Annotated in this window: 13 protein-coding genes; 7 read left to right on the top strand and 6 right to left on the bottom strand. The window is 73.6% G+C overall.

Annotation, left to right across the window (positions count from 1 at the left end; genetic code table 11):
* Window positions 1–166: 166 nt before the first annotated feature.
* Window positions 167–586 carry a TM2 domain-containing protein gene (locus ACFYE3_RS08285; protein ID WP_387607884.1) on the bottom strand — a complete coding sequence of 140 codons (420 nt, stop codon included), beginning with the start codon at window positions 584–586 and terminating at the stop codon, window positions 167–169.
* A gap of 251 nt (window positions 587–837) precedes the next feature.
* On the opposite strand from ACFYE3_RS08285, the gene ACFYE3_RS08280 reads away from it, so the two are divergent.
* The 4 genes from ACFYE3_RS08280 to ACFYE3_RS08265 are packed head-to-tail and all read left to right on the top strand — an operon-like array spanning window position 838 to window position 7,299.
* Window positions 838–1,866 carry an extracellular solute-binding protein gene (locus tag ACFYE3_RS08280; protein WP_368821438.1) on the top strand — a complete coding sequence of 343 codons (1,029 nt, stop codon included), beginning with the start codon at window positions 838–840 and terminating at the stop codon, window positions 1,864–1,866.
* Window positions 1,863–3,554, top strand: coding sequence for an ABC transporter permease (locus ACFYE3_RS08275; RefSeq protein ID WP_387607881.1), 1,692 nt, complete (start codon window positions 1,863–1,865; stop codon window positions 3,552–3,554). The genes ACFYE3_RS08280 and ACFYE3_RS08275 overlap by 4 nt, the downstream gene beginning before the upstream one ends.
* Window positions 3,551–4,735, top strand: coding sequence for an ABC transporter ATP-binding protein (locus tag ACFYE3_RS08270; protein WP_387607879.1), 1,185 nt, complete (start codon window positions 3,551–3,553; stop codon window positions 4,733–4,735). The genes ACFYE3_RS08275 and ACFYE3_RS08270 overlap by 4 nt, the downstream gene beginning before the upstream one ends.
* Window positions 4,736–4,758: 23 nt before the next feature.
* Window positions 4,759–7,299 (top strand): AMP-binding protein, encoded by a 2,541-nt coding sequence (locus tag ACFYE3_RS08265; RefSeq protein WP_387607876.1) that lies wholly within the window; start codon window positions 4,759–4,761, stop codon window positions 7,297–7,299.
* Here the strand turns inward: ACFYE3_RS08265 and ACFYE3_RS08260 are convergent.
* The 5 genes from ACFYE3_RS08260 to ACFYE3_RS08240 all read right to left on the bottom strand — a co-directional run bounded on the left by ACFYE3_RS08260 (window position 7,280) and on the right by ACFYE3_RS08240 (window position 13,496).
* Window positions 7,280–8,395, bottom strand: a complete 1,116-nt coding sequence (locus ACFYE3_RS08260) for a hypothetical protein (protein ID WP_387607873.1) — start codon at window positions 8,393–8,395, stop codon at window positions 7,280–7,282. The two genes, ACFYE3_RS08265 and ACFYE3_RS08260, sit on opposite strands and share 20 nt — an antisense overlap.
* Before the next feature lie 121 nt (window positions 8,396–8,516).
* Window positions 8,517–9,533, bottom strand: coding sequence for an ABC transporter permease subunit (locus ACFYE3_RS08255; protein ID WP_387607870.1), 1,017 nt, complete (start codon window positions 9,531–9,533; stop codon window positions 8,517–8,519).
* Complete coding sequence (locus ACFYE3_RS08250) at window positions 9,530–10,495, bottom strand: ABC transporter ATP-binding protein (protein WP_387607867.1); 966 nt, start codon at window positions 10,493–10,495, stop codon at window positions 9,530–9,532. The genes ACFYE3_RS08255 and ACFYE3_RS08250 overlap by 4 nt, the downstream gene beginning before the upstream one ends.
* 138 nt (window positions 10,496–10,633) lie before the next feature.
* Window positions 10,634–11,869, bottom strand: a complete 1,236-nt coding sequence (locus tag ACFYE3_RS08245; RefSeq protein ID WP_387607865.1) for a glycosyltransferase 87 family protein — start codon at window positions 11,867–11,869, stop codon at window positions 10,634–10,636.
* A 214-nt stretch (window positions 11,870–12,083) separates the two neighbouring features.
* Window positions 12,084–13,496 (bottom strand): CCA tRNA nucleotidyltransferase, encoded by a 1,413-nt coding sequence (locus tag ACFYE3_RS08240; protein ID WP_387607863.1) that lies wholly within the window; start codon window positions 13,494–13,496, stop codon window positions 12,084–12,086.
* 123 nt (window positions 13,497–13,619) lie between these two features.
* On the opposite strand from ACFYE3_RS08240, the gene ACFYE3_RS08235 reads away from it, so the two are divergent.
* The 3 genes from ACFYE3_RS08235 (at window position 13,620) to ACFYE3_RS08225 (ending at window position 17,413) form a co-directional block, all read left to right on the top strand.
* On the top strand, window positions 13,620–14,120 hold the full coding sequence (locus tag ACFYE3_RS08235; protein WP_368821450.1) for an NUDIX domain-containing protein: 501 nt from the start codon (window positions 13,620–13,622) through the stop codon (window positions 14,118–14,120).
* 73 nt (window positions 14,121–14,193) lie between these two features.
* Window positions 14,194–15,816: a murein biosynthesis integral membrane protein MurJ gene (gene murJ / locus ACFYE3_RS08230; protein WP_387607939.1), complete on the top strand. Its 1,623-nt coding sequence runs from the start codon at window positions 14,194–14,196 to the stop codon at window positions 15,814–15,816.
* A 154-nt stretch (window positions 15,817–15,970) separates the two neighbouring features.
* Entirely contained in the window at window positions 15,971–17,413 is a 1,443-nt protein-coding gene (locus ACFYE3_RS08225) for a hypothetical protein (protein ID WP_387607861.1), read from the top strand.
* Window positions 17,414–17,486 lie beyond the last annotated feature (73 nt).

Raw genomic sequence — 17,486 nt, 5'->3', positions numbered from 1 at the left:
CGGGCTGAGCGGCTGCGGTCCTTCCGCAGCAGGAGGTTCTGTAGCGTCGTCCGCGCGCCGGCACCGCACGTCGGGCGGCGGGCACACAGACCTCACAACACTACTACACGCGCAGGCCTGCGCCCAGCGGGGTGCGCTGCGAGCCGGGGCCCGGCGAACGGGGTGCTCAGTAACGGTAGGCGCTGCGGGCGATCGAGGCGTTCACGAGGGCCGTCCGGAACGGCATGGTGAAGACGTCCAGGAACATCAGCAGCATCCACGGGATCAGGAACAGGACCCCGACGCCGACCCCCGCCAGGGTCCAGCCCAGGCCGCCGAGGAACAGGTAGATCAGGCCCCAGATCGGCTGGCGCAGGTAGAACTTGTGGACGCCCAGCCAGCCCAGGAAGAGCCACAGGACATAGGCGAGGACCACGGACTTGCCGCCCACCACGTTGACCACGGGCGGTCCGGGGCGCGGAGCACCGTGCCCGCCCCCGCCGAACGGCTGCCCGTACGACTGCCCGAAGGGCGCCCGGGGGTACCCGGCGCGGCCGGGGTCGTCGTTCAGCGGGACGGGGCGGTAGTACTCGGGCTCGGGAGCCACGGGGGTCCTTTCGGGGCGGGCGGGGTCTCGGGGGGTCGTCCGCGGAGAACGACCCGACCGGTGCAACGGTCCTCCGGCGAGCGCTATTCCGGGGCGCGGACCGCCACCGGGAGCGCGGCCTGGGCCCGTGGTGGCGACGGCGTCGAAGGATCCCGGGCCGACCCGAGGGCCGTTTCGATTAGGATACGCTTTTCTTGTCAAATGATCGCCCCGCGGCCTCCTGATCGCCGCGCCCTCAGGAAGAGGCTCCGATGCGTCGTCGTTCCCTGTACGCCACCACCGGCATCCTGACCGCACTGACGGCGGTGGTCACGGGCTGCGGCACGCTCGGCCTGGGCGAGCAGCCCGCCGACCTGCAGATCTACTCGGCCCGGCACTACGACCTCGAGGGCGCGTTCGGCGAGTTCACCGACGAGACCGGCATCAGCGTCGAGTTCATCACCGGCGACGACGCCGAGCTCCTCGAGCGGCTCAAGGCCGAGGGGGACGACAGCCCGGCGGACGTGTTCATGACCGTGGACGCGGGCAACCTCTGGAACGCCGCCCGGCAGGACGAGCTGGCCGCGCTGGACTCCGCGGCCCTCGAGGAGGCGGTCCCGGAGGACCTGCGCGATCCCCAGGGCCGGTGGTACGGCCTGGCGATGCGCGCGCGCACCGTGACCTACAACCCGGACAGCGTCGACACCGCGGAGTTCGACACGGCGGAGACCTACGCGGGACTGGCCGACCCGAAGTGGCAGGGCCGGCTGTGCATGCGGGACGCCACCTCGGCCTACACCCAGTCCCTCGTGGCGAGCCTGATCGACCTGCACGGCCGGGAGCGGGCGCTCGAGATCGTCGAGGGGTGGGTCGACAACGACGTGCAGATCATGAGCAACGACATCCTGCTGCTCGAGGCCATCGACGCCGGCACGTGCGACGTGGGGATCAACAACCACTACTACCTGGCGCGCACCCTCGAGGAGAACCCCGACCTGAACGTCGATCTCTTCTGGGCCAGCCAGGACGGCGCCGGCACGCACGTGAACATCTCGGGGGCCGGCGTGGTCGAGGGCTCCGACAACGCCGAGGACGCCCAGCGGCTCGTCGAGTGGCTCGCGACCGACGGCCAGAACGCGTTCGTGGACGCCAACCACGAGTTCCCGGTCAACCCCTCGGTGGAGCCCGAGCCCACGATCGCGGCCTTCGGCGAGTTCGAGCGGATGCCCCTGAACGCCGAGGCCTACGGGGACCTCAACGCGGAGGCCATCGACCTGCTGGCCGAAGCCGGCTACCAGTGACCGAACCCGCCGTCCTCGCGGACACGAGGACACCGGCCCGCCGACCACGCCGGGCACCCGGCTCGGGGCGCCCGGCGTGGTCGGCGCTCGTCGTCCTCGTCGCCGTGGTGGTGGCCACCCCGGTCCTGGCGGTGGTCGTGGACGGCCTGGGCAGCCTGGGCACCACCACCCCGCCGCGCGGCCTGGGCCGGATGGTGCTCACCACGCTCCTGCTGATGCTGGGCGTGGGCGCGGGCACCCTCGTGGTGGGCGGCGGGCTTGCGTGGCTCGTGACCGCCTTCCGCTTTCCCCTGCGGGACGTCCTGGTCTGGCTGCTGGTGCTGCCGCTGGCCATGCCGGCTTACATCCTCGGCTTCGTGTTCCTGTCCGTCTTCGACGTGGCCGGGCCGGTGCAGGGGGCCCTGCGCTCCGTCCTGGGACCGGACGTGTGGGTGCCCGAGGTCCGCTCGCTGCCGGCCGCGGTGCTCGTGATGTCCCTGACGCTCTACCCGTATGTCTACCTCCTGGCGCGCTCCGCGCTGGTCGAGCAGACGACCGGGACCTACGACGCCGCACGGACCCTGGGCGCCGGCCGGGGGCGCGCGCTCCGGCGGGTCCTGATCCCCCTGGCCCGGCCCTCCCTCGCGGCGGGACTGGCGCTCGTGATGATGGAGACGCTCACCGACTTCGCCACGGTGCAGTACTTCAACGTGCAGACGGTCTCCGTGGGCGTCTACCTGGTGTGGAAGGGCACCTTCGACTTCCACTCCGCCACCCAGCTGGCCGTGCTCGTGCTGCTGTTCGCGGTGGCCGTGCTGACCGGCGAGCGGCTGCTCCGGGGCCGGGCCCGGTTCCACCAGCGGGGCGGCCGCGGCCAGGGCCTGCAGCCGCGGCGGCTCACCGGCTGGCGAGCCTGGGGCGCCACGCTGCTCGCCCTCGCCGCTCTCTCCGCCGGGTTCATCGTGCCCGTGCTGCAGCTGCTCGTGTGGGCCGTCGGGGAGGCTCTCGGCAACCCCGACTCCCTCACGGACCCGCGCTTCGCGCAGTACCTGGGCAACAGCCTCGTGGTCGCCGGGATCGCCGCCGTGGCCTGCGTGGCGCTCTCGCTCGCCGTCGCGCACGGGGTGCGGATGGGCGGCGGCCGGGTGGTGGCCTCCGCGGCGCAGCTCACGACCTTCGGCTACGCCGTTCCCGGTGCCGTCGTGGGCATCGGCGTCCTCATCGCCTTCGCGGGGCTGGACAGCGCGCTCGAACGGGCGGGTGTGCCCGGGGGCACGGGGCTGCTGGTGACGGGCTCCGTGCTGGGCATCCTCTACGCCTACGTCATTCGCTTCCTCGCCCCGGCCTACCAGGCCGTGGACGCGAGCCTGGCCAAGATCTCCCCCACCGTCACCTTCTCCGCGCAGAGCCTCGGGGCGTCGCCGCTGCGGGTCCTCACCCGGGTGCACCTGCCCATCGCCCGCCCGGGGGTCGCCACGGCCCTCGTGCTCGTGGTGATCGACGCCGTCAAGGAGCTGCCCATCGTGCTGCTCCTGCGCCCGTTCGGCTTCACCACGGCCTCCGTGTGGGTCTACGAGCTGGCGCGCGAGAACTTCTGGGAGAAGGCGGCCCTGCCGGCGCTCGTGATCGTGGCGGCGGCGGTCGTGCCCGTCTTCTTCCTCGTCCGGCAGGCCCACCGGGCGGACCGCCACGGAAAGGTGCCCCGATGACCGTGCAGACCACGAGCCCGCGGACCGCCTCCGGCAGCGGCGGGACCGTGCCCGCCCTGGTCCTGGACGGGCTGAGCAAGCACTACGGGTCCTCCGTCGGAGTGAGCGGCCTGGAGCTCACGGTCCCGCCGGGCGAGCTGGTGACGCTCATCGGCCCCTCCGGCTGCGGCAAGTCCACCACGCTGCGCCTCGTGGCGGGTCTCGAGCGGCCGGACGAGGGCACGATCCGCATCGCCGGGGACGTGGTGGCGGACCGGCGCCGGTTCCAGGAGCCCGAGCGGCGGCGGGTGGGCCTGGTCTTCCAGGACCACGCCCTCTTCCCGCACCTGACGGTCGCGAAGAACGTGGCCTTCGGCCTGGACCGGCTCCCTCGCGGCGAGCGGCGGGCCCGGGTGGGCGAGGTCCTCGAGCTCGTGCGGCTGGGCCACCTCGCGCACCGCTACCCGCACGAGCTCTCCGGCGGCGAGCAGCAGCGCGTGGCCCTGGCGCGGGCGCTGGCCCCCCGCCCCGCCGTCGTGCTCCTCGACGAGCCGTTCTCGAGCCTGGACGAGTCGCTGCGCGCCCAGGTGCGCCGGGACACCGTGGCCACGCTGCGCGAGACCGGCACCACCGCCGTGCTGGTCACCCACGACCAGACGGAGGCGCTCTCGGTCGGCCACCGCGTGGTGGTCATGCACGACGGGGTGATCGAGCAGTCGGACACCCCGGAGAGGGTCTTCGAGCAGCCCGCCACCCGGTTCGTGGCGTCCTTCATGGGGGACGCGGACTTCCTGCCCGCCCGTGTCCACCGCGCCCTGCTCACCTGCGAGATCGGCATCGTCTCCACCGTGCCGGGGTGGGCGGACAGCGACGTCGACGTCGACGTCGTGCTGCGGCCCCACGAGGTGGCGCTGGCGCCGGACCCCGCCTCCCCGGCGCAGGTCAGCGCGGTCGAGTACCACGGCGCGTTCGTGCTGCACCACGTCCGGCTGGCCTCCGGCCGGACGCTGCGCTCCTGGCAGCCGCACAACGTGCGACACCCGGTGGGGACCCCGGTCGCGGTCACCGTCACGGCCGGGACCACCCCCACGCTGCTCGTCGACGACCGGGCCGTCACCGCCCCGCCAGCGCGGTCCCCCGACGGCACGTCGAACCGGCGGTCCCGCATGTCGGACGAATTAGGCAAGACTTTCCTTCGCTAAAGGTTTTCTCTACCCTGGTGCAGGTGACCACCCCACCTGACCTCGTCCGGGTCGCCTTCGCCGCCGATCTCGCCCGCCACGGGGACCGCCCCGCCGTCCTCACGGGCGAGCGCGTCCTGAGCTACCGGGAGCTGGCCGAGCGCGTCGACGACGTCGCCGGCCGCCTGGGGACGGAACGCCGGCTGGTCGTGCTCGCCGCGGCCAACGACGTCGACTCCCTCGTGGCCTATCTCGCGGCCCTCACGGCCGGCCACCCGCTCCTCCTGGTCCCGGCGGACAAGCCGGCCGCCCTCGACTCGCTCGTGGCGGCCTACGACCCCGACGTCGTGCTGCGGTCCGGGGACGGGACGCCCGTCCTGGACGAGCGGCGTCCCGGCACCCGGCACGAGCTGCACCCGGACCTCGCCCTGCTGCTGAGCACGTCCGGCTCGACCGGATCGCCGAAGCTCGTGCGGCTCTCGCACGAGAACCTGGTTGCCAACGCCGAGGCGATCGCCGAGTACCTGGGCATCGGCCCCGACGACCGCGCCGCGACCACGCTGCCGATGAGCTACTGCTACGGGCTGTCGGTGCTCAACAGCCACCTCCTCCGGGGCGCCGGACTGGTGCTGACCGACCTGTCGGTGGTCGACCCCTGCTTCTGGGACCTGTTCCGCGCCCACCGCGCCACGTCCTTCGCCGCCGTGCCCTACACGTTCGAGCTGCTGGAGCGCGTCGGCTTCGAGGAGATGGACCTGCCGCACCTGCGCTGCGTCACCCAGGCGGGCGGGCGGCTCGCCCCGGAGAAGGTCCGCCGGTGGGCCGGGGCCGGCGAGCGGGCCGGCTGGGACCTGGTGGTCATGTACGGGGCGACGGAGGCCACCGCCCGGATGGCGTACCTGCCCCCGGAGCTGGCGGCCGGGCGCGCCGGGACGATCGGGGTGCCGATCCCGGGCGGGGCGCTGCGCATCGATCCCGTGGACGGGCTGCCGGACGGGGAACTCGTGTACAGCGGACCCAACGTCATGCTCGGCTACGCGGAGCACCCCGGCGACCTCGCGCTCGGGCGGACGGTCGAGGAGCTGCGCACCGGGGACCTCGCCCGCCGCCACGCCGACGGGCTCTACGAGGTCGTGGGGCGGCGCAGCCGGTTCGTCAAGATCGTCGGGCTGCGCGTGGACCTCGGGCAGGTGGAGCGGATCCTCTCCGAGCTCGGCGTGAGCGCGGCCGCCGCCGGCTCCGACGAGCGGCTGGTCGTGGCCGTCGAGGGAGAGCAGGACACGTCCCTGCTCGCCAAGCTCGTGGCCGAGAGCATCGGCCTGCCGCGCCCGGCCGTCGAGATGCACGCTGTCGGGCAGCTGCCCCGGCTGGGCACGGGCAAGGTGGACTACCCCGCGGTCGCCGCCCTCGGCGCCGACCGCCGCGCCGCGGCACCGCCGGAGCCCCCGGCGGAGGGCCCCGGGGACGTCCGACGGATCCTCGCCGACGTGCTCGGCCGCCCCGACGTCGGCGACGACGACACCTTCGTGTCCCTGGAGGGGGACTCGCTGTCCTACGTGGCGGCCTCCGTGCGGCTGGAGCAGGCGCTGGGACACCTCCCGCCGGACTGGCACCTCACCCCGGTCCGCGACCTGTCCCCTCGGCCCGTGCCGCGCGGACGGGGTCTCGTCTCGTTCCTGGAGACCGGCATCGTGCTCCGGGCGGTGGCCATCGTGTGCATCGTGACGACGCACGTGGAGCTGTTCACCTTCCAGACCGCCCACGTGCTCTTCGCGGTGGCGGGGTACAACTTCGCCCGGTTCCAGCTCCACGGGGAGCGGCTGCCGAGGCTGCGCCGCCAGCTGCGCAGCCTCGGACGGATCGTGGTCCCGTCCGTGGCGTTCATCGCCGTCGCCCACCTGCTCACCGACGACTACACGCTCGCCAACGTCCTGCTGCTCAACGGCATCGTGGGGCCCCAGCACCTGACGTCCCAGTGGCACTTCTGGTTCGTCGAGATGCTCGTCTACGTCCTCGTGGCCGTCACCGCGCTCATGGCGCTGCCCTGGGCGGACCGGGCCGAGCGTGCCGCCCCCTGGCTCTTCCCGCTCGCCCTGCTCGCGATCGGGCTGGTCAGCCGGTACGACATCGTGGACCCGGGGCTGCCCAAGCCCGCGCCGGTGTTCTGGATCTTCGCCCTGGGCTGGGCGGCCGCCCGGTCGCGGACGGTCCTGCAGCGCTCCCTCGTCACCCTCCTGGTCCTCCTCACCGTGCCGGGCTACTTCGACAGCACGCTCCGGGAGGCCACCGTGGTGGCGGGGATCCTGCTGCTGCTGTGGGTGCCCGCCCTGCCGGTGCCCGTGGGCCTGCGCCGGGTCACGGCCCGGCTGGCCGCCGCGTCCCTGTACGTCTACCTCACGCACTGGCTGGTCTATCCCCCGCTGGTGCCGGTGAGCCCGGTCCTGGCCGTGGTCGTCTCCCTCGTCGCAGGGGTGGCCTACTGGATGCTGGCCGACCGCGTGCTGGGCGGAGTCCGGCGCGCGACGGCGCGCACGGCGGCACCCGCCGGCAAGGCGCCGGTCGCGGCTACTCCAGGCCCACGCTGATCTCCGCGCTCTGTCCCGTGGAGCGCACGGTGGCGCGGACGGGGAACTCGATGCGCTCCGTGACGGTCTCCCCGTCCTCCTCGTAGCTCAGCCGCGCCTCCGCGGGCCGGTGCGGGTCCGCCGTCCAGCGCAGCGGGTCCTCCGGGTCCGGCACCAGGACCAGGGCGGGCCGGGAGACCAGCCGCCACCGGACGTCGGTGATCTCCGGGTCCGGTGCCCCGGTCGCCGCCGCGGACGGCTCGAGGGGCTCCTGCGGCGCCGCCCAGCGCCCGGACGAGGGGCACCCCTCGGGAGAGAGCTCCTCCGACGCGGTGCAGTCCTCCAGCCACTCCTCGATCCGGTCGTCGACCTCCTGCCACATCCTCGGCGAGGGCTCGATCCGCAGCGCCACCGTGGCCGGCCGCGGCTCCCGGAACGCCACGGTGTGCGGCTCCAGCGGCGGGTCCGCCACGTAGTAGGAGTTCCCCGGCAGTCCGATCGCGTAGTCCCCGGGCAGGGCCTCGAAGCGCCACGTGCCGCCGGGGCCCTGGGGGTCGGGCACCCGCTCGTCCCGGTCCGGGCGGACGGTCTCCCCGTTGACGGAGAGCTCGTCGAGGGGGGCGGGCAGGTGGATCGAGATCGGGGCGGCGTCCGGGGAGTCGAGCTGCCACTGGTCGTTGAAGGGACCGCTGCGCCGCACCTGGTGCACCGGGTAGACGTGGACCTCCTCCCGGTCCCGGGTGCCGTCCGGCCCGTCCCACCACACGCGCGCCCGGATCTCGGCGCGGCTCCCGCTGCGGTCCACGCCCACGATCTCGTGGCCGCTGATCCGCCCCGCGGCCTGGCGGTACACGCGGTTCGAGAAGATGCTCAGGGTGGGATCCGCCACGACGGCCTCGGTGCGGGACAGCAGCTGCCGCGAGCGCCCGTTCTCGAGCCCGCCGAGCCACGTGACCACCGGGTCCTGCGGTTCCCGGTCGACGAAGACCCAGTTGACCACGGAGCTGAACACGCTCACGAGCACCACGACGACCGCCAGCCAGTGCAGCAGCGTCCGCCGCAGGCCCCGGGCGTCGACCGCGGAGAGGGCCTCGCCGGCCTCCTGCTCCCGTGACACCGACACCGCAGCTCCCGTCCCCCAGGGGTCCGTCCGGCGCGAGCGCCGGACGGTGCGGGCCGCGTCCCGGCCCACCAGCTCACATCGTAGGGCCGGCGCCGCAGCCGGGGCGGGAGGACCGCTAGAGCGCGCGTCTCCTGGTGACCAGGACCCCGGCCGCCACGAGCACCAGGCCCCAGGCGCCGTAGACGAGACCGGACTCCACGTGGTTCAGCACGGCATCCGAGGGCTGGTACATCGAGGTCAGCTGCGCGCCCGCCGCGGCCGGGGAGTACGGCTTGACGTCGTCGAGCCACTCGAAGGACAGCGCGAAGAGCACGATCTCCAGGACCATCAGCAGCACCACGAGCACCACGATGCCCCAGGTGGTGGACTTCAGCAGGGCGCCCAGGCCGAAGCCCAGCCACGAGGTGATCATGTAGAAGACGCCCACCGCCAGGATGTTGAGCAGCACGGCCTCCTGCAGCAGGTCGTACCCCAGGTCCCCGCCGGCCAGGATCGGCTGGACGAGCAGGTGGGACAGCAGGGCGCTCAGCAGCCCGAAGCCGAACGTGACCGCCGAGAGGACCACGGTCTTGGCGAGCATCACCGGCGTGCGCCGCGGCACCGCGGTCATGGTGGTCTGGATGGAGCGGGTGGAGTACTCCGAACCGATGGACAGCACGGCGAGCGCGCCCAGGAGCAGCACGACCAGCTGCAGGCCGCCGTTGGCGCTGGACATGGCCATGTACTCGCCGAAGCCCATGCCCTCGGGCAGGGACAGCCCCGAGCCCTCGGTCATCTGCTGCTCGGACTGGGCGAGGAACTCGTCCTTCTGCTGCTGGACGTCCTCCTCGGTGAGCCCGAGCTCCTCGGGGCTCCGGCCGTCCAGCATCGCGTCGACCTGCTCCTGGGCGGCCTGCTCGTTGAAGTCGATGAAGGTCAGCGCGCTCGAGGCGGAGAGGGCGGCGAAGCCGAGGGAGAGCAGCAGGGCGATGCCGAGGAGGATCCAGTGCGAGCGCAGGGACCGGAACTTGATCCACTCCGAGCGCAGGACCCGGCCGAAGCCCAGCCGCACCCGGGACGCGGGATCGGACGGCCCGGCGCCGTCCGGGGCACCGGTCTGCGGGCGGGGGGCGGTCGAGGTGCTGGTGCTCATGCGCGGTCTCCGGTTCGTGCGTCGGCGCCCGCCCAGGGCGCCGGGTCGGTCGGTGCGGGAGCGCCGCCGGAGCGGTACTCGACCTCGTTCTGGGTCATGGCCATGTACACGTCCTCGAGGGTCTCCGTGAGGGGGGTGAGCTCGTGGACCAGCACCCCGTGGGAGAGCGCGGCCTCGGCGATGCGCCGCGGCTCCGGCCCCGTGACCAGGAGCCCGTCGTCGTCGAACTCCGTGATGCCGGCGTCCGTGCCCTGCAGGGCGCGGCGCAGGGCCTCCCGGTCGGTGGTGCGCAGCCGGGTGCGCGTGCGGCCCCCGGCGAGGATCTGCTGGATGGGCGCGTCCGCGAGGATCCGGCCCCGGCCGATCACCACGAGGTGGTCGGCGGTCTGGGCCATCTCCGACATGAGGTGGGAGGACAGGAAGACCGTGCGGCCCTCCGAGGCGAGGTACTTGGCGAGGTGGCGCACCCACACGACGCCCTCGGGGTCCAGCCCGTTGACGGGCTCGTCGAGGATCACGGTGTGAGGGTCGCCGATCAGCGCCGCGGCGATGCCGAGGCGCTGGCCCATGCCGAGGGAGAACCCTCCCACCCGCTTGTCGGCGGCGGCCCCGAGCCCGGTGAGGTCCACGACCTCCTGGACGCGGGACCTCGGGATGCCGTGGGTCGCGGCGAGCGCGGACAGGTGCGCGCGCGCGGTGCGCCGGGGGTGGACGGCCTTGGCGTCCAGCAGCACCCCGACCTCCGCGAGCGGCGCCCGGTGCTGGGGGTAGGGCCTGCCGTTGACGCGGGTGTGGCCCCGGGTCGCGGACTCCAGCCCGACGACGAGGCGCATCGTGGTCGACTTGCCGGCCCCGTTGGGCCCCAGGAACCCGGTGACCCTGCCGGGGCGGACGGTGAAGCTGACGTCGTCCACCGCCGTCTTGCCGCCGTAGGTCTTCGTCAGGTTCTCGATCTCGATCACCGGCGCTCCTCCCGAGCACTCGTCGTTCTTCTCCGCCCCCAACCTACGGGAGGGCCGGTGCGGGACGGCACCACCCTCGGGAGGAATCCGTGCGGGCGTGGCGCCGCGGGTCTCCCCCTCCCGGCGGAGCCGGGGCGCTCAGCCGGGCTCCGAGATGCCGATCCGTCGCGCCTGCCCGCCCCGCAGGACGTCGACCGCGACCGCGACCACGAGGAGGACGAGGAGCAGCACGCGCACCGCGGCGAGCAGGTCCTGGGCGTCCCAGCCGATCAGGCCGAGCCCCGGCAGCACCGGCCAGGTCGGCTCGGGCAGGACCAGGGTGGTCCACCACAGGACCTCGGCGAGCTGCCAGGCGGCGAACTCGAGCCAGTTGCGCCGGCTGAGCACCACGAGGGGCGCCAGCCAGAGCGCGTGGACGAGCGAGTAGCCGGGGCCGGAGAGCACGAGCACGGCCAGCAGGAGGAACGCGATCTGGACGACGCTGGGCTCCTGCCGGGTGAGCAGGGTCAGCACGAGCACCGCCACGAAGCCCAGCACGAGGACCAGGAGCGCCCACTGCCCCGCGCCCGCCGGGTCCGGGGCCGCGCCCGTGCGCGCCTGCTCCACCCGGGCCCAGACGCCCCACGGGGAGGAGCCCTCCACGGGCCCGTCCCACGGCGTGCCGAGCTGCCGCGCCCACCGGTCCCGGGCCGTGAGCAGGAACGGCCCGTTGACCAGCGCCCAGGTGAGCACCGTCCCGGTCAGGACCACCGCGAAGTCCCGGAACTGCCGGTACCGCACGGCCAGGAGCAGCACGGCCACGAGGACGACCAGGGGGAACAGCGCCACGGAGGCCGCGAGGCCCAGGACGATCCCCGCCGGCACGGGGCTGCCCCGGACGTGGAACAGCAGCGCCAGCATCATGAGCAGCACGGCCACCAGGTCCCACGTGCCGAAGCCCACCAGGACCGCCACCGGCGCGAGCGCCAGCACGAACGCGTCCGCCCCGCGCCGTCCGGAGAGCGCGGAGACCACAGCCACCGTGCCGATCCACACGAGGGCCAGCAGGAGCACCGACAGGTCGGCGAGCACGCCCCGGTCCGCGTCCGCCCCGGACAGTGCGGAGAGGCGGGCCGCGAGCCAGCCGACCACCGTGGTGATCATCCCGACCAGGGCGGGCTGGTCCCCCGCGGGCCCGCCCGTGAAGAACCCGCCCGCACCGTCCGCCGTCCCGGGGGCGATCCCGGTCGCGCACAGCGCGGGGAGGGTCTCCGCGGCGCCCCACCCGGGCACCCGACAGGGCAGCCGCAGCAACCAGGCCGTCATGACCGCGTAGAGGCTCAGGCCGACCAGGAGCGCACGGTGGCCGCTCCGGGACCCGCCCAGCAGGCTCATGGCCCCTCCCGCCGTCCGCGCGGCACGTCCGCCGCGAGGAGCACCGCATTCACACCGGAATATATGCCTGGATCGGCATGCTGACTGGTGAGCCGGGCGCGGGAGTGCGCCAGGGCGCCGGTGGCGCTCGCGACCACCGTCTGCGGCACGGCGTGGAGCGCGACGCCGGGCGGCACCGTGTCCCGGTCCGTCGGGCCGGTGCCGGACCGGGGGCTCACAGGGCGTCCGCGGCCCAGGCCCGCAGCCGCCGCTCGGCCTCCTCCGGCCCCAGCTCCCCCTCGTCCAGGCGCAGGTCCAGCAGGAACTTGTACGCCCGCCCCACCCCGGGCCCCGGCGGGATGCCGAGCACCGCCATGATCCGCTCACCGTCCAGCTCGGGCCGCACGGCGTCGAGCTCCTCGCGCGCGGAGAGCTCGACGATCCGCGCCTCGAGGTCGTCGTAGGCGGCGGCCAGCCGGGCCACCTTGCGCCGGTTCCGGGACGTCACGTCCGCCCGCGTGAGCCGGTGCAGCCGCTCGAGGCACTCCCCCGCGTCCCGGACGTAGCGGCGCACGGCGGAGTCGGTCCACTCGGCGTCCCCGTAGCCGTAGAAGCGCATGTGCAGCTCCACCAGCCGGCCCACCGTCCTGATCGTGTCGTTGTCGAAGCGCAGGGCCCGCATCCGCTTGGCGGTGAGCTTCGCGCCCACCACCTCGTGGTGGCGGAAGCTCACGGCGCCGGAGTCCTCGAAGCGCCGGGTCGCGGGCTTGCCGACGTCGTGCATGAGCGCCGCGAAGCGCAGCGCGAAGTCGGGGCCGGGCACGGGGCCGTCCGGACCCGACTCCAGGGCCGCGGCCTGCTCCATGACGGTCAGGGAGTGCTGGTAGACGTCCTTGTGCCGGTGGTGCTCGTCCGTCTCGAGCCGGAGCGCGGGCACCTCGGGCAGCACGACCTCGGCGAGGCCCGTGCTCACCAGGAGGTCGACGCCCCGGCGGGGCCGGCGCCCGCAGACCAGCTTGACGAGCTCCTCCCGCACGCGCTCGGCCGAGACGATCGCGATCCGCTCCGCCATGCCGGTCATGGCGGCGCGCACCTCGGGCGCCACCTCGACGTCGAGCTGGGACGCGAAGCGGGCGGCGCGCATCATGCGCAGGGGGTCGTCCGAGAAGGAGTCCTCCGGGGCGCCCGGGGTGCGCAGCGCCCGGGCGTGCAGGTCCTTGATCCCGCCGTGCGGGTCCACGAGCTCCAGGCCGGGCAGCCGCAGGGCCATGGCGTTGATGGTGAAGTCGCGGCGGAACAGGTCGTCCTCGAGCGAGTCGCCGAAGGCCACCTGCGGCTTGCGGGAGTCGGCGTCGTAGGCCTCGGCCCGGTACGTGGTCACCTCCAGCTGGACGTCGCCCCGGCGCATCCCGATGGTCCCGAAGGCCCGGCCGATCTCCCAGACCGCGTCCGCCCACCCCGTGACCACGGCGAGCGTCTCGTCGGGCGTCGCGTCGGTCGTGAAGTCCAGGTCCAGGGCGGGCCGGCCGAGGAAGAGGTCTCGCACGGGGCCGCCCACGAGGGAGAGCTCGTGGCCGGCGGCGGAGAACCGCCGCCCCAGGTCGAGGGCGGCGGGATGGATCGCGTGGGCGTCGGGGAGCTGCGTCATGGTGCCGCCCATTGTTCCAGACCCCGGGGCGCGGGCCCCGCCGCGGCGACCCGCCGGGACCGGCCGCCGGGGCCCTTCCCGCGCTCCGACAGGAGCCCCGGCGATTGTGGCAAGGTAGGAGACATGGCTTTCCCCGTCCCCAGCGCACCGAAGAAGCGGCCGACCGCACCGGCCGCTGCGCTGCCCACGGTCGAGGAAGTCTCCGCCGGAGGGATCGTCGTCGACCTCGGCACGCCGTCCCACCCGGTGGCCATCATCGCCCGGATCAACCGCGGCGGACGACTCGAGTGGTGCCTGCCCAAGGGCCACCCGGAGGGCGAGGAGACCAACGAGGAAGCCGCGATCCGCGAGATCGAGGAGGAGACCGGCATCGCCGGGAAGGTGCTGAGCCCGCTGGGCAGCATCGACTACTGGTTCACGGTCTCCGGCCACCGCGTGCACAAGACGGTGCACCACTTCCTGCTGCGCGCCACGGGCGGTCACCTCACCACGGACAACGACCCCGACCACGAGGCCGTGGACGTCGCCTGGGTGGACATCGACGACCTCGGCCGGAAGCTGTCCTTCCCCAACGAACGGCGCATCGCCGACATCGCCCGTGAATACATCATCCACCAGCTCTGAGACCGCGGAGCCCTCCGGGGCGACCGGGACGAGCACCCCGGCCCGCCGCTCGGGCGCGGCCTCCAGCGCCATCATGGCCTCGGGCACGCTCGTCTCCCGCGCCCTGGGGTTCGTCAAGACCGTCCTCATCACGGTGGCCATCGGCTCCGTCACGACCGTCTCCGACGTCTTCGAGCTCGCGAACACGCTGCCGAACCTGATCTACGTCCTCGTCGCGGGCGGCATCTTCAACGCCGTCCTGGTGCCCCAGATCATCAAGGCCTCCAGGACCGCCGACGACGGCGGGGCCGACTACATCTCCCGCCTGCTCACCCTCGCCGTGCTCGCCCTGCTGGGCGTGACGGCGGTCGTGGTGCTCCTGGCGGGACCCATCATCCGGACCATGGGCACCGAGTGGACCGAGGCGCAGCTCTCGCTCGGGCTGACGTTCGCGCTGTTCACCTTCCCGCAAATCTTCTTCTACGGCCTCTACACCGTGGTGGGGCAGGTCCTGAACGCCCGCGGCGCCTTCGGCTGGTACATGTGGGCGCCGGTGGTCAACAACGTGGTGGCCATCGCGGCGCTGCTCGTGTTCGTCCAGCAGTTCGGCGCCTACCAGCAGGACCCGCACACCCTGGAGAACTGGACGCCGGCCAAGACGTTCTGGCTGGCGGCCATGGCCACCGTGGGCGTCGCCACCCAGGCCCTCGTGCTGTTCTGGCCGCTGCGCCGGCTCGGGCTGGGGCTGCGGCCGAGGTTCGGCTGGCGCGGCATCGGGCTCTCCACCGCGGCACGGCTCGCGGGCTGGACCCTCGCCACCGGGGTCCTCGCCAACCTGGCGTTCCTCACCCTCACCAAGGTCGCCGCGATCCCCACCGGCTACCGCCCGGAGTACCTCGCCATGGACCCTCCGCAGCAGATCGCTGGCGTGGCGGCCCTCAACCAGGCCTCGATGCTGTACTCCCTGCCGCACGGGGTGATCGGGCTGTCCATCGCCACGGTGCTGTTCAACCGGATGGCCGCGGCCTCGACCGACGGGGACCGGGCCGGCATGGTCGCGTCCCTGTCCTCGAGCCTGCGCATCACGGGCGTGGCCACGGTCTTCGCCACGGTCGCCCTCGTGGTCTTCGCCGGCCCGCTCGGCATGCTCTTCAGCGGCGGCGTCCCCTCCGCGGGGGCCGTGGTGGGCCAGGTGGTCACGGTGATCGCGATCGGCGCGCCCTTCATGTCGATCTCCTTCATGCTCGGCCGCGCGTTCTACGCGCAGGAGGACGCCCGCACCCCGTTCCTGGTGCAGGTCGGCGTCGCCCTCTTCACCGTGGCCTCGGCCCTGCTGATCTGGTCGTTCGTCCCGCCGGACCTCATCGTCTTCGCGGTCGCCGGGTGCTACGCGGCCCAGAACGTCCTGAGCGCGCTGATCTACCACGTGGTCCTGGTCCGCCGGATCGGGGACTACGACGTCGCCCGGATCGTGGACGCCCACGCCCGGATCCTCGTGGCGTCCCTGCTCGCCGGCGCGGTGGGCGCCGCGGCCCTGTTCCTGCTCGGCGGCTACGACCCCGCCGGCTTCCCCTGGACCAACCAGCTGACCGCGATCGCGACCGTCGCCGTGGGCGGGACCGTCATGGGGATCGCCTACCTGGGCGCCCTGAAGCTCTGCCGCGTCCGGGAGCTCGACAGCCTCGTGCGCCCGCTCCTCGCCCGGCTCGGCCGCTGACCGTGTGACGAGGCTCTCGGCCGCGGGACGCCGGGACCGGTAAAGTGCTGAGTGGTCGGTGACGTGGGTCAGGAACACCCCTTCTGCCCCGCCGGCCACCCCCGCCTGCGAATTCCGGCCCCCTCCGCGAATTCCCGACCCCCAGGGAGCCAACGTGCCCGCACCGATGAAGCTCGGTTCCGTCCTCGGCGGCCGCTACAAGGTCGTCACCGATGTGATGGCCACCGCCGAGGGCGACCACGTGCTCGAGGGACAGGACCAGATCCTCGGCCGCCGCGTGTCGATCCTGCTGCCCGCCGAGCGGCACACGTCCCTGCTGGTGGAGAACGCCCGCTCCATGGCCAACGGCACCATCGGCGCCCCCTTCCAGATCCTGGACCTGGGCCAGGCGGAGGCGCACACCTACCTCGTGACCTCGCACACCCCGGCCGCGGACATGCTGGACTCCCTGCTCGTGGAGCCGGACGACGTCGAGGACGAGTCCCTCAGCGACGACATCTTCGGCGCTCCGCGCGGAAGCGGCAGCGGGTCCTACGCGTACGACGAACCGGACCCCACCAGCCCGACCCCCGTGGTCGCGACCGAGGCCTCCGACGACCTCGGCGGCGCGGCCCCCCAGCCGAAGGTCACGCGGTGGCGGGACGACGACTCCTACGACGACGCCGCGCCCGCACCCTCGGTGCGCACCCGTCTCGGCCGGCCCGTGCGGGTCAGCGCCACCTCCACCCGGTCGACGCTCTTCGACCGTGCGGCGGCGAGCGGCACCGCGGCCTCGGCCGTCCGCACGGCCGGGACGGACATCGATCCCGGCTACGACGGCGACAACCGCTACGACAGCTACGACGACTACGACGACGGGCGCCCGGACGCGGCCCTCGGGCCGGAGGAGGCCGCCGCGGTCGCGCCGCCGCGCACGGAGGAGACCGCAGACCGGCCCCAGAAGGGCGGCAGGGGCCTGCTGCTGCTCCTGCTCCTGCTGCTGGCCCTGCTGATCGGTGCCGTGGTGTTCAGCTTCGACCGGCTGGGCGGGCTCTTCGCCGGGTCGGAGGACCCGGAGCCCGCGGTGAGCGCGCCCGCCGAGGAGCCGGCGGGTGAGGAGCAGGGACAGCCGAGCGCCGAACCGGAGACCCCCGCCGCCGCCCCGGAACCCCGCGCCGTCACCCGGGTGGTGCCCACCGACCCGGGCTTCATGGCCGACCAGGACGCGCAGCTGGGCCAGATCGTCGACGGCAACCCGTCCACCTACTGGATCAGCTACGGGTTCTCCGATCCGAACTTCGGCAACCGGACGCCGAGCGTGGGCCTCGCCGTGCAGCTCGAGGAGCCCGCGCCCGTGGCGACGCTGAGGCTCAACCAGTCGGCCGGCTCGGGCGGGCTGTTCGACGTGTACGTCAACGACACCCCGTCCCTGGACGGCGCCGACCAGGTGGCCTCCGGCTCCTTCACGGGCCCGGAGATCACCGTCCCGCTCTCCGCGGCGGCCCGGGACGGGGAGCACGAGTACGTGATCGTGAACTGGACGCAGCTGCCGCAGCTGACGAACCCCATCGCCGGGTTCAACCACGGCCTGCGGATCGGCGAGATCCAGCTCGACTGAGACCCCCCTCCCCCGCGGGGCCCGGCGGGGTCGGCCCGGCACCGGAATATCCGCCGCGCGCGCCCCGTTGTGC

Source organism: Kocuria arenosa, from assembly GCF_042879215.1.
GTDB lineage: Bacteria > Actinomycetota > Actinomycetes > Actinomycetales > Micrococcaceae > Kocuria > Kocuria arenosa.
The sequence above is the reverse complement of the archived record's forward strand: the minus strand, read 5'-3'. Positions and strand labels throughout refer to the sequence as shown.

What these genes read in the sequence shown, in the direction of transcription:
- ACFYE3_RS08245 (WP_387607865.1), bottom strand. Translation starts at nt 11,869, where the DNA reads ATGAGCCTGCTGGGCGGGTCCCGGAGCGGCCACCGTGCGCTCCTGGTC.
- ACFYE3_RS08235 (WP_368821450.1), top strand. Translation starts at nt 13,620, where the DNA reads ATGGCTTTCCCCGTCCCCAGCGCACCGAAGAAGCGGCCGACCGCACCG.
- ACFYE3_RS08270 (WP_387607879.1), top strand. Translation starts at nt 3,551, where the DNA reads ATGACCGTGCAGACCACGAGCCCGCGGACCGCCTCCGGCAGCGGCGGG.
- murJ (WP_387607939.1), top strand. Translation starts at nt 14,194, where the DNA reads ATGGCCTCGGGCACGCTCGTCTCCCGCGCCCTGGGGTTCGTCAAGACC.
- ACFYE3_RS08280 (WP_368821438.1), top strand. Translation starts at nt 838, where the DNA reads ATGCGTCGTCGTTCCCTGTACGCCACCACCGGCATCCTGACCGCACTG.
- ACFYE3_RS08240 (WP_387607863.1), bottom strand. Translation starts at nt 13,496, where the DNA reads ATGACGCAGCTCCCCGACGCCCACGCGATCCATCCCGCCGCCCTCGAC.
- ACFYE3_RS08255 (WP_387607870.1), bottom strand. Translation starts at nt 9,533, where the DNA reads ATGAGCACCAGCACCTCGACCGCCCCCCGCCCGCAGACCGGTGCCCCG.